13 protein-coding genes are annotated in these 15,765 nt (G+C 41.9%); 4 read left to right on the top strand and 9 right to left on the bottom strand.

Going from position 1 to position 15,765, the window contains the following annotated elements; genetic code table 11:
* The 3 genes from BC751_RS18330 to BC751_RS18320 all read left to right on the top strand — a co-directional run bounded on the left by BC751_RS18330 (position 1) and on the right by BC751_RS18320 (position 3,232).
* Complete coding sequence (locus BC751_RS18330) at positions 1-1,674, top strand: IS1182 family transposase (RefSeq protein ID WP_130276895.1); 1,674 nt, start codon at positions 1-3, stop codon at positions 1,672-1,674.
* A gap of 100 nt (positions 1,675-1,774) precedes the next feature.
* On the top strand, positions 1,775-2,797 hold the full coding sequence (locus tag BC751_RS18325) for a DUF21 domain-containing protein (protein WP_130276894.1): 1,023 nt from the start codon (positions 1,775-1,777) through the stop codon (positions 2,795-2,797).
* 21 nt (positions 2,798-2,818) lie between these two features.
* The gene (locus BC751_RS18320; protein ID WP_130276893.1) at positions 2,819-3,232 is read left to right on the top strand and encodes an NUDIX hydrolase; all 414 of its coding nucleotides are present in this window, start codon (positions 2,819-2,821) and stop codon (positions 3,230-3,232) included.
* Here BC751_RS18320 and fucP read toward each other — a convergent pair.
* The 7 genes from fucP to BC751_RS18290 form a co-directional block, all read right to left on the bottom strand.
* Positions 3,222-4,421, bottom strand: coding sequence for an L-fucose:H+ symporter permease (fucP, locus tag BC751_RS18315; protein WP_278043610.1), 1,200 nt, complete (start codon positions 4,419-4,421; stop codon positions 3,222-3,224). The genes BC751_RS18320 and fucP overlap by 11 nt on opposite strands.
* Positions 4,422-4,426: 5 nt before the next feature.
* Positions 4,427-6,313: an IS1634 family transposase gene (locus tag BC751_RS18310; protein WP_242617464.1), complete on the bottom strand. Its 1,887-nt coding sequence runs from the start codon at positions 6,311-6,313 to the stop codon at positions 4,427-4,429.
* 161 nt (positions 6,314-6,474) lie between these two features.
* Positions 6,475-6,612: a hypothetical protein gene (locus tag BC751_RS21970; RefSeq protein WP_165389767.1), complete on the bottom strand. Its 138-nt coding sequence runs from the start codon at positions 6,610-6,612 to the stop codon at positions 6,475-6,477.
* Between the two features lie 70 nt (positions 6,613-6,682).
* On the bottom strand, positions 6,683-7,474 hold the full coding sequence (locus BC751_RS18305; protein ID WP_130276891.1) for an L-fucose dehydrogenase: 792 nt from the start codon (positions 7,472-7,474) through the stop codon (positions 6,683-6,685).
* A 16-nt stretch (positions 7,475-7,490) separates the two neighbouring features.
* Complete coding sequence (locus BC751_RS18300; protein WP_130276890.1) at positions 7,491-8,321, bottom strand: amidohydrolase family protein; 831 nt, start codon at positions 8,319-8,321, stop codon at positions 7,491-7,493.
* A gap of 20 nt (positions 8,322-8,341) precedes the next feature.
* Complete coding sequence (locus BC751_RS18295) at positions 8,342-9,214, bottom strand: fumarylacetoacetate hydrolase family protein (protein WP_130276889.1); 873 nt, start codon at positions 9,212-9,214, stop codon at positions 8,342-8,344.
* A gap of 40 nt (positions 9,215-9,254) precedes the next feature.
* Complete coding sequence (locus tag BC751_RS18290) at positions 9,255-10,016, bottom strand: SDR family NAD(P)-dependent oxidoreductase (protein WP_130276888.1); 762 nt, start codon at positions 10,014-10,016, stop codon at positions 9,255-9,257.
* 291 nt (positions 10,017-10,307) lie between these two features.
* Here BC751_RS18290 and BC751_RS18285 point away from each other — a divergent pair, with 291 nt between their 5' ends.
* Positions 10,308-11,183 (top strand): AraC family transcriptional regulator, encoded by an 876-nt coding sequence (locus tag BC751_RS18285; RefSeq protein ID WP_130276887.1) that lies wholly within the window; start codon positions 10,308-10,310, stop codon positions 11,181-11,183.
* Positions 11,184-11,281: 98 nt separating this feature from the next.
* On the opposite strand, the gene BC751_RS18280 is transcribed toward BC751_RS18285, so the two are convergent.
* Entirely contained in the window at positions 11,282-12,313 is a 1,032-nt protein-coding gene (locus tag BC751_RS18280; protein WP_130276886.1) for a PorP/SprF family type IX secretion system membrane protein, read from the bottom strand.
* Position 12,314: 1 nt separating this feature from the next.
* The gene (locus BC751_RS22605; protein WP_130276885.1) at positions 12,315-15,641 is read right to left on the bottom strand and encodes a thrombospondin type 3 repeat-containing protein; all 3,327 of its coding nucleotides are present in this window, start codon (positions 15,639-15,641) and stop codon (positions 12,315-12,317) included.
* Positions 15,642-15,765: the final 124 nt, after the last annotated feature.

Below are 15,765 nucleotides of genomic sequence, written 5' to 3'. Positions count from 1 at the left end.
ATGTCTAAGGTAGTTTTTAAAAATCAGACTGGCAATTGTCCAGAATTATTTCCGGCAAATATTTTTGATAAAATCCCTGATAACCACCCTGCTCGATTGGTTGATACTGTGGTTAACTCATTGGATATCAGTGATATTATAAAGAGGTACAAGGGAGGCGGTACATCAGCCTATCATCCACGAATGATGATTAAAGTGCTGTTCTACAGCTATTTATCCAATGTGTATTCATGTAGGAAAATAGCCAAAGCACTTAATGAGAACATCCACTTCATGTTTATCTCAGGAAACTCAACCCCCGATTTCAGAACCATCAACGATTTCCGCGGTAAAATCTTAAAAGACTCCATCAAGACATTGTTTGCCGAAGTGGTAAAAATGCTTGTTGAGATGGGATATGTAAGCCTTGATGTACAATACATTGACGGAACCAAGATTGAAGCAAAATCCAATAAGTACACTTTTGTCTGGCGTAAGACAGTTGAAAAGCACAAAGAAAGGTTAGAAGGTAAGATCAAGAGTGTTTTATCAGATATCGAAGAAAGCATCCTATCAGATAATCAAGAAGTTAATCAAGAAGAATTGCCTAAAAAAATTGATTCTGAAGAATTAAGGGAGCGGCTTTCAGCCATAAATAAAAAGCTAAAAGAGCCTTCAAAGAAGGTTGCTAAGGAGCTTCAAAAACTTCAGGAAGAACATCTTCCCAAGCTGGAGAAGTATGAAAAAGACCTGGAGATTTTGGGGGATAGAAATTCGTACAGTAAGACAGATCATGATGCCACATTCATGAGAATGAAAGAGGACCACATGAAAAACGGACAACTAAAACCCGCTTACAATCCTCAGATATCAACTGAAAATCAATTCATTACCCATGCTACTATCCACCAAACAGCAGGGGATACCACCACTTTAAAATCCCACTTGGACAGTTTTGAAAAATCGTATAGTAAACAAAGTAAAGAGATAGTAGCTGATGCAGGATACGGCAGTGAGGAGAATTATGAAATGCTTGAAAAAAAGGGAGTTGATGCCTATGTGAAATACAATTACTTCCACATGGAGCAAAAGAAGAAGACAAAGAACAATCCTTTTCTTCCCCAAAATCTTTTCTACAATGCAGCGCAAGATTTTTACGTATGCCCCATGGGACAGCGGATGGAGAATGTTGGACAAGGAAAGCGCACTTCAAGCAATGGGTATGTATCTCAAGTAACTTATTATCAGGCAAAAAACTGTGAAGGATGCCCCTTAAGAGCACAATGCCACAAAGCGACAGGTAACAGAAGAATCGAAGTGAACCATAGGTTAAACTTCTTAAAACAGCAGGCCAAGGAAAAACTAATGAATAAAAAGGGGCTTGAACACAGGAGCAAAAGACCAATAGAGGCGGAAGCTGCGTTTGGCCAGCTGAAAAGCAATAATATATTCAACAGATTTACACTCACTGGTTTAGAAAAAGTGGAATTAGAGTTCTTATTGATGGCAATTGGCCATAATCTGAGAAAAATGGTGGCTAAAAGTATGCACTCTGGACTAAAACTATCTAAAAAATCATCTTTGGGTTATAAACCCTACAATAGTCGGCCGGTATTTTACGTTCCAAAGGAAAATTCTAATCAAAGATCACTGGTAATGGCATTGGATTTTCAAAATCAAAAAATAGCGGCATAAAAAAAGCTGCCCTTTTCGGACAGCCCCTTTTTCCTTAGATTCCTTTCCAGTTGATAGCTTTTCAATTTCATATTTTTTAACTTTCCTTAAAAGCATCCTTATGGAGTCAATTTGGATCTGGATTGCCATTTTTGTTTGTATTACCCAATCTGCCACTTTTTCTGGGCTCAATATCGCCTTGTTCAGCCTGAGCAGGTTACGTCTGGAAGTTGCTGCCGACGGGGGAGATTTATTGGCAGAAAGAGTCCTTTCCTTGAGAAGAGATACCAATTATACTTTGGCAACTATATTATGGGGCAATGTGGGAGTAAATGTGTTGTTGACCCTTTTGGCTGATTCTGTTTTGCTGGGTCTTGGTTCTTTTTTCTTTTCTACTTTTGTTATCACATTTGCAGGAGAAATATTCCCTCAGGCCTATTTTACACGGCATGCTTTGAAAATCGGGGCAAAACTCTCTCCTGTTTTGAAATTTTATAAAGTTGTTCTTTGGCCATTGGCCAAACCTTCAGGTGTGCTTTTAGATCATTTTTTGGGATTAGAGCCTATCCCTTGGTTACAGGAGAATGAACTGATTTCTTTATTGAAATATCAGGCAAAAAACGCCAAAACTGAGCTGGGAAGGTTGGAAGCAAGAGGGGAGGTCAATTTCCTGAGGTTAGACGATCTGCCGGCCTATAGAGAGGGGGAGAATATTGATCAGTTGAGTATCATCACCCTGCCCTATATTGGTTCAAAACCGATTTTCCCTGAAATAAAAAGGAGTTCCAAAGATCCATTTCTCCAAGAATTGGCCAAATCGGGTAAAAAGTGGGTTGTCATTCTGGATGAGGCTAACGGGCACCCACGTAAGGTTTTGAATTTTAATTCTTTTGTCAATAATTTTCTCCTTAGAAATAAAGCCAGTAATCCTTTGGAATTTTGTCATATTCCTTTGGTAATCTACGAAGCAGAGTATCCTATTGGAAAAATTTTGGAAAGATGGAGGGTCCAGCCACAGGGACCGGAGGATGATGTTATAGATGAAGACCTGGCTCTTCTTTGGACGGACAAATATAAAAAGATCATATCAGGATCTGATATTTTGGGAAGATTGATGCGGGAAATAGCAATTGAAGAAGCCTAATTATGTAATTTCTATACTAAAATGAATGATTTAACCATTCCGGCATGTTTTTACCGTGTTTCGGTCAAGGCCCTGATCTTAGATGAGCAAAATCGATTTCTCCTTGTAAAAGAAGAAAATGGCCTTTGGGAACTACCTGGAGGCGGTTTGGATTTCGGGGAGAGCCCCCATCAGGGAATAGCCCGTGAGCTTATGGAAGAGATGGGGCTTGAAGTAACCTATATTTCAGCGCATCCACTATATTTTTTTCCTGTGATCAATCCTAAGAACCAACACATTGTGAATGCTGTCTACGAGACAAGAGTCCATCATCTGGATTTTGTCCCAAGTACGGAATGTTTGGAGATAAAATTTTATTCTACAGAGGAAGTCATTCAATTAAAGGAATTGATGTACCCAAATGTGTTGGAATTTGTCAAACACTTCAATCTTTAAGGCCAAGTCTTCTCCAAGCAAACCAGCCCACTACAATAAAGCAGCAAAGTGGCAGAATAAAGGAAAAATTCACCTCAGGAACACCGAGGATAAGCATGTCATTGTAACCCGATCCACCAATATCCAAAATTACTCCCTGTAAAGTAGGCATAATGGCACCTCCTACGATGGCCATCACCAAAAAAGCGGCTCCGTATTTGGCATCTTCACCCAAATCATCCAAGGCGATGCCGTAAATGGTGGGAAACATCAAAGACATGGCAAATGAAATACCCACTAAACTGTATAGTCCTAAAACACCCTGAATAAAAATTGCCCCTAGGGTAAATGCAGCAGCCAAGAAAGAGAAGTATAACAAAAGACGGGCTGGTTTCAGATATCTCAGTAAGAAAGTACATATCCATCTTCCAACAAGGAACAAGCCTAGGGCAGTGTAAGCATAATTCACAGCAGAAGCATTGTCGATTCCGAGAACTTCCGCATATTGGTAAATATAGGTCCAGACCATGATCTGTGCTCCTACATAAAACATCTGGGCTATCACCCCTTCCACAAATCCCGGGTTTGTGGAAAGTCTTTTCATGGAAGGCCAAAAGTCTAATTTGTTATTCCCGGACTTATTTTCAGGCATCTTAGCGACAGCAATTACTACAGCCAAAACAATGACTACAAGACCCAGCATGACATAAGGATCTCTGATTACCATCAGGTCATTGGTGCGGATGATGGCTTTTGCGCTTTCGTCCAAGGTATTGAAAATCAGGTTACCACTTTCGTCTGTATTGTTGGATTGTAATGCATTTAAAATAAATTCTTTGGCTACAAAAAGTCCTGCAAGGGCACCCATCGGATTGAATGCCTGGGCTAAATTTAATCTTCTGGTGGCAGTTTCCACGGGTCCCATCGACAGCACATAAGGATTGGCAGTCGTTTCCAAAAATGCCAGACCAAAAGTGAGGATGTACAAGGCTATCAGGAAGAAGAAGTAGCTTTCCCAAGCGGCAGCCGGATAAAACAGCATCGCGCCAAATGCATACAGACCCAAACCTATCAAAACACCTGTTTTATAGCTGTATTTTTTGATAAATAAAGCTGCAGGTAAAGCCATTGTAAAATACCCTCCATAAAAAGCCATCTGTACCAAGGAAGCCTGAACATTGTTGAGTTCAAGGACTCTTTTAACCCAGATTGCAGCTATCCGCCTGTAAGTAGCTGTAATTTGGGTATTTCTGTTTTTTTGAGTTCAAGTTTGTGTACTACGGATTTTCTTTTTGTAAACGGTTGGTATTTGGCCTGAAGAATATCGTAAATTTCTTTTAGGTTTTTGTTTGGAACTGTACACTTGCGTGTGGTAATGATTTTGTCATAGGTGTTTTTCCCTGATGTAGTGATGACCTTTTGTGTGTTGCCTATTCTTACTATTTCACCCCAGCAGCTTTTTATTCCATTCTGTTTGAGCTGGTACCTCACTGTATTGACTATCCAATATGCAAGGATTCCCAGATGTAGATGCGCCATGGTGGCATCATCATTTTTATGGTAAATCGGTCTAAGGTCCAAGTCGGTTTTGAGGGTGCGGAAAGCATTTTCTATTTCCCTGATAGTGTTATAGATATTCCAGATGATGTACTCCTCCTGCACGTTCAGGTTTGTCCGTAAAAAATAGATACCCAGATTATCAGCTTTTGCCTGCTCCCGTTCCGGGTTTTTCTTCCATGACATTGCTGTCGCCTGTTCTGTTTTAGGGTCACTTTCAACAGTGATCTCATAATAATACTGGACTGATGGATACTTTTCTTTGGCCCTCCCGATGCGCTGGTGGACTTTATCGGTTTTTTTGACCCCTCCCTTGCTGTTGAGAGCATGGTGTATTTTTTGCAGTTCCTGTTCAAACCTTTCTTCGAACTGTAGCTTCATGCCTTCCTCTTTCTTCTCTTTGGAAGGGCTTTTGACTTCTAAATAATAGTCTGTGTTTTTTTCTGTGGACACTGCTCTGAGTCTGATGTTCTGCTTTGATTTTGTTTCCAGCAGAGTTGTAAGCCTGTCGGGCACATAGCTATAATCCTTGAGTTTTGTCCTGCTTACACAGAGGTAGCTGTATCCTTTGCTCTGGATAAGATGCAGGTTTTCTTCGGTGGCTATGCCTGCATCGAGTACCACTACCGCAGGTCCTGTACAGGTGTGGACGGAAAGCTTTTCAATCATTGCGGCAAGTGTGTTGCAGTCTGCTATGTTTCCTTCCAGGATAGAGGAGTACTTGATAAACCCTTCCACATTCACTACCAGTGCCAGCACAACAAGTTTCGCATCTTTTCTTTTTTCCTTACTCCTCCCGTATTGTGCCAGCTTACTGTTCGGTTTTTCTCCCTCAAAGTAGGTGTTGGTCAGGTCATAAAGGATGATCTTATCCTGTAGATCAAAGAGTTCATTGGTACGTTTGGAAAGGTGCTTTTCGAGTGAATCTTTGACTTTGTATAGCTCAAGCGCACTTTTGTACAGCTTGTCCTTGGTTATTTTATCCATATCATAGCCCGTAAGCTCACAGACTGCCGAGTTTTCCTTTATCCAACGGACAGTTTTGAGTTCGGAAGCGGGGTATACCGCACGGGATACAACCTGTGTGGCTGCAAGACTTGCATCTTCGGCGCTGAATCCCGCCGAAAGTAATAAAGGTGTAAGCTGCAGCTTCTCCCATGTCTGGAAAGCAATATTCTCAGCTCCTATTTCTCTGGCATTACTGTGCTGGATGGTATCCATATCCACCATCCGTGACAGCTGCTGTTCCGACTTGATATCCAGCTTCTTGGAAGATACGATCCGATTCCAGAAGTCTTCAACATAGCGTCTGACGATTGGATCTTCCTCCAGGTCAAAAAGAGAAGCCTTGTGCTCATACTTCTCGGTAAGGTGTTTCTGTATTTTGTTGAGCTGCTCGGGTGCGGCATCCTCCATGAAACCTATATTCAGGATAGTGCGATGACACACTCTGTTGTCCGCATTACGGTAACTTTCCACCAGCCGGTAATACCCACTCAGTCTTCCCGTGTCGGGATGTTTACGTAAAGAGAACTTGAAATACATGGTGTAAAGTACTGGTATTGAACCCCAAGATGCAATACCCCTTGTGTACTACAAACCGAAAAATGGCCTTATACAGCCCGTAGAAAAAAAAATCACGTAGGGGGGTACGGGTAATCGGAGCTAAAAAAAAGAAAATTTCCCGAAATTTTCTTTTTTAACCCCTAAAAGCTGCAATCTGGGTTAAATGCGGCCACCATTGGATTGGTGATGTCATTGGCAAATCCCCAAAGGGCAAAAAGGGAAGTGATCAGAACAAATGGGAGGATTAAGTTGCCTGGGATTAAGGGTGTTTTTTTCATGTCGATGGTTGGGTAATCTTGGGTTTGGGGTAAGGAAAGCCTGCGCGGTAAGAATATGATTGTATTGATTCTACTGATCCCTTCCGATGGCCCTATCCAGATGGGTATAGCCTCCATCCACATAGATCCATTGTCCTGTGGTATGGGAAGACCTATCAGAAAGCAGGAAAACCACCATGTCAGCAATTTCCTGTGCAGTGGTCATTCTTTTTTCCAAAGGGATTCTTGACTGGATGAGATCAAATTGTTCCTGAGGGTTTTCAAAAGTGTCTATCCATCTCTTGTATAAGGGGGTCATGACTTCTGCAGGAATGACCGCATTTACGCGGATGCCATAGGGCAATAGTTCCACAGCCCATTCCCTTGTCAAAGACAATTGTGCACCTTTTGCAGCGGTATAGCCACTGGTATTGCCTTGACCAGTCACAGCGGTTTTGCTGCTGATGTTCACGATGCTTCCTTTAGTTTTCTTTAAGTGGGGTAGGGCAAAATGGACCAGGTCGTAATAATGCCCTAGGTTTTTTTCTACCGATTTTCTGAAGATTTCGGGATTTCCGCTTTCCAATCCTACCCCATCATTGGCACCGGCATTATTGACTACCCCATCTATTCTGCCAAACACTTCAATTGCCTTTTCAACAGCCTCCCTGGCATTCTCGGGATGAAGTAGTCTGGTGGGGATTTGTAGTGCTTTTTGGTTCATCCTTTCTATTTCTGTCAACAGTAATTCCCCTTCTCCCAGAGAGGGGTCAATGAAAACAGGTATGCCGCCTTCTTCAGCAATGGTCTTGCTTATGGCGGCCCCTATGCCTTTAGCTCCCCCAGAGATCAAAAATACTTTTTTGTTCAGTTGTAAGTTCATTTTATAAGTGTTCTTATTAAGCATTGATTCCATAAAATTCGCAGGCATTGTCTCCGAAAATGGCTGCTTTTTCATCCTCAGAGAAGGGCTGAAAATATTCCCAGGCCAGATCAAATACCTGAGCATAGCTTGCTGCCACCAAACAAACCGGCCAGTCGCTTCCATAGACAAGTCTTTCTGTTCCGAAGCAGTCGGTAATATGGTCCAGATAGGGGATGAAATCCTCTTTCTTCCATTTTTTCCAGTCGGCTTCGGTGACCATTCCCGATACTTTACAATATAGGTTGGGGATTTCGGAAAGTTCTTTTATCCCTTTTGACCAATGCTCAAATTCCCCGCTTTTGATAGCTGGTTTGGCCAAGTGATCTATGATAAAAGCCTGGTTAGGAAATTTTTTCACAAATTCCAATGCCGCAGGAAGATGTTTGGGGAAGATCAGGATGTCGTAGGTGAAATGGTATTTTGATAGCAGGCTGATGCCTTGTAGGAATGCTTCTTCTTCCATCGCAGATGGGGGCAGTGCCTGCAAGATTTTTCTAAATCCCGCCAGATTTTTTTCTGCTTGATACCTCTCGAGTTGACTTTCGATATCCGGGGCACTTAAATCCACCCAACCTACCACTTTTTTGATATATGGGTGCTGATGGGACAGCCCCAATAAATACTGGGTTTCCTGTGGAGATTGGTCTGCCTGTACGGCGATGCAGCCATCGATTCTCTTGCTTCTTAACTCAGGCAGAAGGTCTTCTGGGGAAAAATCCCTCTGGATGACTTTCATGCTGTCATCAATCCAGCTGTCTCTTACAGGATCAAAGTTCCAAAAATGTTGATGGGCGTCTATTCTCATTACAGATGTTACAGATTTTTTTATTCAAACTTTGACCTGAAATGTTCATAATCCATGGCCACCTGTTTGGCTGTTCCAAGTCCATCTATTCCCAGTTCTACTACATCTCCATCATTGAGGTATCTTGGTGGTTTTAAGCCTAAGCCTACACCTGAAGGGGTGCCGGTGGAGATCACATCACCAGGCAAAAGGGTCATGTATTGGCTGATATAGGAAATCAAGGTGGGAATGTCAAAAACAAGATCTGAAGTATTGCTGTCCTGCATTTTTTCTCCATTGACATTTAGCCAGAGTCTTAGCTTATGAGGATTCGCAATTTCATCTTTGGTGACTAGGTATGGGCCTAATGGAGCAAAGTGGTCAGCACTTTTGCCTTTTACCCATTGGCCACCGTGGTGCAACTGGAAGTCTCTTTCGCTGACGTCATTATGAAGACAATACCCGGCTACATAGTCCATGGCATTTTCTTTTTCTACATAACTGGCCTTCTTTCCAATCACTACCGCCAATTCAACCTCCCAGTCAGTTTTGGTGGAGTTTTTTGGAATAATAATCGGATCATTTGGGCCGCACAGAGATGAGGTTGCTTTCATAAATAAGATCGGTACCTCAGGTAGGGGCATTCCACTTTCTTTGGCATGAAGTGAATAATTCAGACCCACACAAATAACTTTAGAAGGTCTTCCTATAGGTGAACCTAATCTTTGGGATGGATCAATTTCCTCCAGCTTTTCTTTATTGTTTTCAAGCCAAGTTTTGAGCCTATCGATACCATTGCTGCCCAAAAACTGTTCTGTCCAGTCTTCACCAAAGGAAGAACAGTCGAACCTTTTTTCATTTATTTCTATGCCTGGCTTTTCATGACCAGGTCTTCCGAATCTGATTAATTTCATATTGATATTTTATAGTGATTGAATATTGTTTTTCGGTGCTTTAAGCTTTTAATCCCAGAAATCCCCCATCAATAGGGAAGTTACTGCCTGTAATAAAGGAAGCTTCATCAGAAGCCAGGTAATACACCATTGCGGCAATTTCTTCAGGTTTGCCCATACGTCCGATGGGTTGTGTTGCAGCCAGTTTGGCAAACATTTCTTTTTCCTGTCCCGGATAATTTTTGGCTAAAAAACCATCCACAAAAGGGGTATGCACCCTGCCAGGTGAAATGCAATTGCAGCGGATTTGTTCGGCAACATAATCCCTCGCTATGGAAAGGGTCATAGAAAGAACAGCACCCTTGGTCATGGAATAAGCGAATCTATCCGGCAATCCCATGGAAGCGGCTACAGAACACATGTTGATGATGGACCCTCCTCCATTTGTCCGAAGCTTGGGAATAGCTTCAATAGAACAGGTGTAAACTCCTTTTACATTAACCTGAAACAGTCTATCAAGATCTTCTTCTGAAGTATCTTCCAAATTACCCACATGGGAAATTCCGGCATTATTGACCAGAACATCTATTGTTTCCGGTATCTGATCAAAGGCTGTTTTGACACTGTTTAAATCCGAAACGTCAGTTTGAATAAAGGTAACATCTCCTCCCTTAGCCTTAAATTCTTCTGCTACCTGATTTCCACTGTTTGAGTTAAAGTCAAGAAATATTACCTGATGGCCTTTATCGGCAAACAATCGGGTAATGGCCAGGCCTATTCCGCTTGCTCCACCTGTGATGACTATCGTTTTTTTTTGCTTCATGGGCTATATTTTTTGATTTTTTGAGAATTAAGCCAATCTGTAACCAATCTACTGAATTTCTTTCCAAATTTTACCCGCATTGAAATCATAATCTTCCAAATTTTTGTATTCAACCAGCATGATGAAGAGGGATTTGCTTACTTATCCGATTTGAAGTGCCTATTCTTGATGTTGACAGGTATGTTGCAAATTGACCAAAATATGCAGCCCTTTCTACCAAGATTTGTTATATTTTACGTATTATTTTTGCATCATTGCTTAGTGTTTGCAAAAAAAAGGCAAAATTTGGGTATGAAGGCTAAATTACTTGAGAGAAGGAACCCATTTGATAAATCCTTCAATTCAGATATTCATTCTTATCCTCATTTCTTGAATGTGTGGCATTACCACCCAGAATTTGAATTGGTATATATCATTCAATCTAAGGGGGCCAGATTTATAGGTGACAGTATCAAGCCTTTTCAGGAGGGTGAATTAGTACTGATAGGGGAGGGCTTGCCCCACATGTGGCAGAATGATCCCGAATATTTTGAAAAAGACAGCAGGCTAAAGGCAGAAGCCATTACCATTCATTTTCGAAAGGATTTTGCAGGAGGAAGTCTGTTGGAAATTCCCGAGATGATCGCTGTACAGCAAATGCTCGAAAGGGCTAAACAGGGATTGGTTTTTGACCAGGAGACCTCTTCAACTGCCAGACAAAAAATGATGGAGGTTCATGAATCTGAAGGCTTTTCAAGATTGATGTTGTTCTTTGAGCTATTGAATATTCTTGCCGGCTGCAAAAACTTTCAGCAATTAAGCACCAAAGGGTTTGTACATCCCAGCGAAAAAAACGGGGATTTAAGGATAGATAAAGTGTATTCCTTTACCTACAATAATTTCAGAAAAAACATCTCCCTGGAGGAAGTGGCCGATGTGGCCAATTTGAACCCGACAGCATTTTGTAGGTTTTTTAAGAAGCATACCAAGAAAAATTATTCGAAGTTTTTAAATGAAATCCGGATAGGGTATGCCTGCAAACTACTCCTCGAAGAAGGGCTGAATATTTCTGAGGTGGGTTATGAATCAGGATTTAATAACCTTTCCAATTTCAACAGGCAGTTTAAAAGCCTGATAGGAGTTTCTCCCAGTCAGTATCTTATCAAACATCAAAGGGGAAAGAAATAAAAGGAGCAGGAATCTTCACTACATCAACAATTGAACTGCAATAAAAAAAATGTTAGCTACATAGAAGATTGCCTGCTCCAAAAAATACCTTAAAAGTCCTACCAGATTAAAGTACCGGCTTCACTGTTTACCCCTCCTTTTCTGAATAAAAAGAAAGAGACCATAAATTCATGGGTGGGATTCGGGATTAGATAGGATTTGCTTACCGGAATTTCGTAGGCATATCCAAACCTGATGTTGTTCATCAAGAATCCAAAATGGTAGCTATTGGCATAATTGACCCGATGACCAACGCCCAACCAGAACTTGTCCATTGCCATTAATTTTACATTAAACTCTAAATTATAGGGTAGATCATCCTGTATCCTGTACATGATGTTCGTTAATACACTGAAATTGGAAGACATGGTTTGTCTAAAACCTGTTTGCAACACGTTGACAAATGGCCTTTCTTTGATAAATGCTTCTCCTTGATGTAATCTTCCCCTGGCTATGTTTTGAAGGCCATAAGCGAAGTAATAGTTTTGATGGGTAATCGCCAATCCTGCATTGAAATCCAATACCCTCATGTCAGCAAACTGATTGAGAAAAACATTAACCGTAGGATCATTTGCCTGTTCGGTAGTCAGGTTATTTCCGTCCAATCTTGCATTGGTATAATTGACGGCTACACCCAAGCGAAGGTTAGTAGATCTTGATATTCTTACCCTTGCGCCATAACTCAAGAGCATTTCAGTCTGTCTGATCGGGCCAAAAGTATCATGTACCAATTGGAGTCCCGCTGCGGTATTGCCCAAAAGGGCGGCATCTTGGCCAGCACTGATCTCCATAGGGTCAATTTCCACATTCAGGAAATAGGTCTGTGGTGCACCTTCAAAACCTGTCCATTGGTTTCGTACCAAGCCTCTCACCACAGACCCCTCATATCCTGTCAGAGCGGGATTAAAATAGCTCTGAAGAGAATTAAAGTGGCCAAAGTATTTTCTTGTCTGAGCCTTTGTTTCAGACAATGGAGAAAAAATCAGTAAAAAAATCAATAGGATGCTGAAGCCAAAAGCAGATCGGGATGCTTTTAGTCCAATAATGGATCTCAAAGCCCAAAAAAATTGATTAGAGTATTGGCGTTTCATCTTAGTTTCTTCTTAAAAGGTTCAAAATTCCTTTTCTGGATTCTTTGTTGTCATCTACCTCAATCACATAGTAATAGGTGTCAATTGGTAGTGGTTTACCCATGTAGGTACCGTCCCATCTATCAGTAGGCTTGTTGGTGAAAAATACCCTCAGACCACCTCTTTCATAGATGTGCATTCTAACACTATTGAACATTTCCAATAATGGAATTCCCCAATCATCATTGATGCCATCACCATCTGGAGTGAAGGTGTTGGGAATTTCCATTTCCTGTAAAAGTTCAGTCAGGTTTCTGGTGATGGTAAATTCCTTGGTGATCACATTTCCATCTCTATCGGTAACTGTCACAATGATGGTGAATATGTTTTTTCCAGGAGCCAAATCAGTATTGTTCCAATAGAGCTGACCATCAATGATGGAGAAAAGATCATTATCTGCCACTCCTGGAGCCAATTCTATGGTGTGGATATCATCAATCGGATCGATTACAGTAAATTCTCCTACCAAAATCGGGGTATTCATATTGGTCTGATTGAAGAAATCATTGCTCAAAATCAGATCCAATGGAGGGTCCTTTGGCAAAACCAGTACAGTGATACTAGGTATCCTGTCAAATTGAGGTTCCCAACTGTTTGGTAACTGAATTACTCCTTCCAGGATATATGGACCGCTTTGATAAGGATCATAGCCAATTGGACTCCATATGATAGGGAAAGTAAATGTTAGTCCATCTTCTGTGGTCACCTGAACTTCAGTAGGTAAGCCAATTTGATCAAATAGGGTACCCCAGGGAACTTCAATCATGGCAAAGTCCTCGAAATCTACCACTATAGTAGGTTCTAATTCGTTGACAGAGCAACCGTATTCGTCCACCTCTTCACCTTCTGGAGTATTTGGGCAAAGGTCCTTATCATCAGTTACACCGTCCTTATCTGTATCTTTTTGTGAAAGTGCACATCCATTTTCATCTACTTCTGCTCCTTCAGGGGTGTCAGGGCATAGATCCATATCATCGGTTACACCATCATTGTCAGTATCTTTTTGTGAAAGTGCACATCCATTTTCATCTACTTCTGCTCCTTCAGGAGTGTCAGGGCATAGATCCATATCATCGGTTACACCATCATTGTCAGTATCTTTTTGTGAAGGAGCGCAGCCATTTTCGTCCACTTGCTCGCCTTCTGGAGTGCCAGGACACTGGTCTAAATAATCAGGAATACCATCCTCATCTGTGTCAATTTGGTCTTTAGAACAGCCATTTTCATCTACTTCAGCTCCTGCCGGAGAATCTGGACATTGATCGAGGTAATCTGGAATACCATCCTGATCGGTATCAATCTGATCTTTGGAGCAGCCATTTTCATCTACTTCTTCTCCTTCAGGTGTATCAGGACACTGGTCTTTGTCATCAGTAACGCCGTCATTGTCAGAGTCTTTCTGGGAAGGGGCACAACCGTTTTCGTCTACTTCTTGGCCTACAGGAGTGTCGGGACACTGGTCTTTGTCATCAGTAACGCCGTCATTGTCAGAGTCTTTTTGGGAAGGGGCGCAGCCATTTTCATCAACTTCTGTACCCGCAGGGGTATCGGGGCACTGGTCCACGTCATCGGTCACACCGTCATTGTCAGAGTCTTTTTGAGAAGGGGCACAACCGTTTTCGTCTACTTCTTGGTCTTCAGGAGTGTCGGGACACTGGTCTTTATCATCAGTAACGCCGTCATTGTCAGAGTCTTTTTGGGAAGGGGCACAACCGTTTTCGTCTACTTCTTGGCCTTCAGGAGTGTCGGGACACTGGTCCAGATAATCCGGTATCCCATCTCCATCTGTATCAATTTGGTCTTTTGAACAGCCATTTTCGTCAACTTCTGCTCCTGAAGGAGTATTTGGGCAAAGGTCTTTGTCGTCTGTAACGCCATCCTCGTCAGTGTCTTTCTGAGAGGGAGCACAGCCATTGGCATCCACTGCTTCACCTGCTGGAGTGTCTGGGCACTGGTCTATTATATCAGGGACGCCATCACCGTCTGAATCGGGTAAAGGACAACCATTTTCATCAACCGTTGTTCCTGCGGGAGTATTGGGACATTGGTCTTTGTCATCAGTCACCCCATCCCCATCGGAGTCTTTTTGTGAAGGTGAACAGCCATTGGCATCTACTGTTTCACCTTCAGGAGTATTGGGACATTGGTCTTTGACATCAGTGACCCCATCGCCATCAGTATCTTTCTGTGAAGGAGAACAGCCATTGGCATCAACAGTTTCACCTGCGGGAGTATTGGGACATTGGTCTTTGTCATCAGTGACCCCATCGCCATCAGAATCTTTTTGAGAAGGAGAACAGCCATTGGCATCTACTGTTTCACCTTCAGGAGTATTGGGACATTGGTCTTTGTCATCAGTGACCCCATCGCCATCAGTATCTTTCTGTGAAGGAGAACAGCCATTGGCATCAACAGTTTCACCTGCGGGAGTATTGGGACATTGGTCTTTGTCATCAGTCACCCCATCGCCATCAGAATCTTTTTGAGAAGGAGAGCAGCCATTGGCATCTACTGTTTCACCTGCAGGGGTATTAGGGCATTGGTCTTTGTCATCAGTGACCCCATCGCCATCAGTATCTTTCTGAGAAGGTGAGCAGCCGTTTTCATCCACCGGTTCACCTGCCGGAGTATCAGGGCATTGATCCAAGTCGTCAGGAACCTCATCTCCATCACTATCTACAACAGGTTCTATAGGACATCCAAATTCATCTACAGGTGTGCCGGGAGGGGTTCCAGGACAAAAATCTAGAAAATTTGGAACCCCATCTCCATCATCATCTCTCGTTGCAGCGGCACATGCGTCCTCATCAAAAAAATCACTATTTCGATCGCATTCAGGAAGGTCCCATCTCATATTGACAGTAACGTTTCCTGCAGGGGCATTTCTTGTAAAAAAGATTTGATAAGTTCTCTGCGTTCCATCAGGATTTCTGACATCCACAGCTACTTCATTTTGCCCCGGATACAAAAAAATCTTTTTGGTACTTGCTCCATTCCTTATTTCCTGGCCTTGGATAAAAATCCTCGCATTTCTTTCGATGGAGGTTGGAGTAAGTGTTACGGAAAAAGTATAGAAGCTAAGGTTAACCCTGTAAGTAGTGACATCAGGGTTAAACCTTGGCTCCAACCTACCTTCACTGATTTGAAGGTTGCTCAGTCCAGCTCCATTGGAAAAAATATAAAAGTCATTTCGGTCTATATTAAAAGAATATAACCCATTGCTGGAAACCAGAAAAATAATCAGCCAGAGCCAAAGGCCCCAAGCATGTTTCTTTAGAAATATTTTCATTTTTTTAAGGATCTAATGTAAAACCGTTGATGTTAATTGCAGTTCGTAGCTGCTGTAAAAATCATAAAAAAAATCAATATCCAAAAAATTATTTTTTGCATAAAACTCAAAAAACCAAATAATG

The organism is Cecembia calidifontis, from assembly GCF_004216715.1.
GTDB lineage: Bacteria > Bacteroidota > Bacteroidia > Cytophagales > Cyclobacteriaceae > Cecembia_A > Cecembia_A calidifontis.
Note: the sequence above shows the minus strand (reverse complement) of the source record. Positions and strands in the feature narration are given on the sequence as shown.

Bases quoted from the DNA above. Each gene is read 5' to 3' on its own strand.
- BC751_RS18285 (WP_130276887.1), top strand. From the start codon at position 10,308: ATGAAGGCTAAATTACTTGAGAGAAGGAACCCATTTGATAAATCCTTC.
- BC751_RS18300 (WP_130276890.1), bottom strand. From the start codon at position 8,321: ATGAGAATAGACGCCCATCAACATTTTTGGAACTTTGATCCTGTAAGA.
- BC751_RS18330 (WP_130276895.1), top strand. From the start codon at position 1: ATGTCTAAGGTAGTTTTTAAAAATCAGACTGGCAATTGTCCAGAATTA.
- BC751_RS18280 (WP_130276886.1), bottom strand. From the start codon at position 12,313: ATGAAACGCCAATACTCTAATCAATTTTTTTGGGCTTTGAGATCCATT.
- BC751_RS18290 (WP_130276888.1), bottom strand. From the start codon at position 10,016: ATGAAGCAAAAAAAAACGATAGTCATCACAGGTGGAGCAAGCGGAATA.
- BC751_RS18305 (WP_130276891.1), bottom strand. From the start codon at position 7,474: ATGAACTTACAACTGAACAAAAAAGTATTTTTGATCTCTGGGGGAGCT.
- BC751_RS18325 (WP_130276894.1), top strand. From the start codon at position 1,775: ATGGAGTCAATTTGGATCTGGATTGCCATTTTTGTTTGTATTACCCAA.
- BC751_RS18295 (WP_130276889.1), bottom strand. From the start codon at position 9,214: ATGAAATTAATCAGATTCGGAAGACCTGGTCATGAAAAGCCAGGCATA.
- BC751_RS18320 (WP_130276893.1), top strand. From the start codon at position 2,819: ATGAATGATTTAACCATTCCGGCATGTTTTTACCGTGTTTCGGTCAAG.
- BC751_RS22605 (WP_130276885.1), bottom strand. From the start codon at position 15,641: ATGAAAATATTTCTAAAGAAACATGCTTGGGGCCTTTGGCTCTGGCTG.
- BC751_RS21970 (WP_165389767.1), bottom strand. From the start codon at position 6,612: ATGAAAAAAACACCCTTAATCCCAGGCAACTTAATCCTCCCATTTGTT.
- BC751_RS18310 (WP_242617464.1), bottom strand. From the start codon at position 6,313: ATGTATTTCAAGTTCTCTTTACGTAAACATCCCGACACGGGAAGACTG.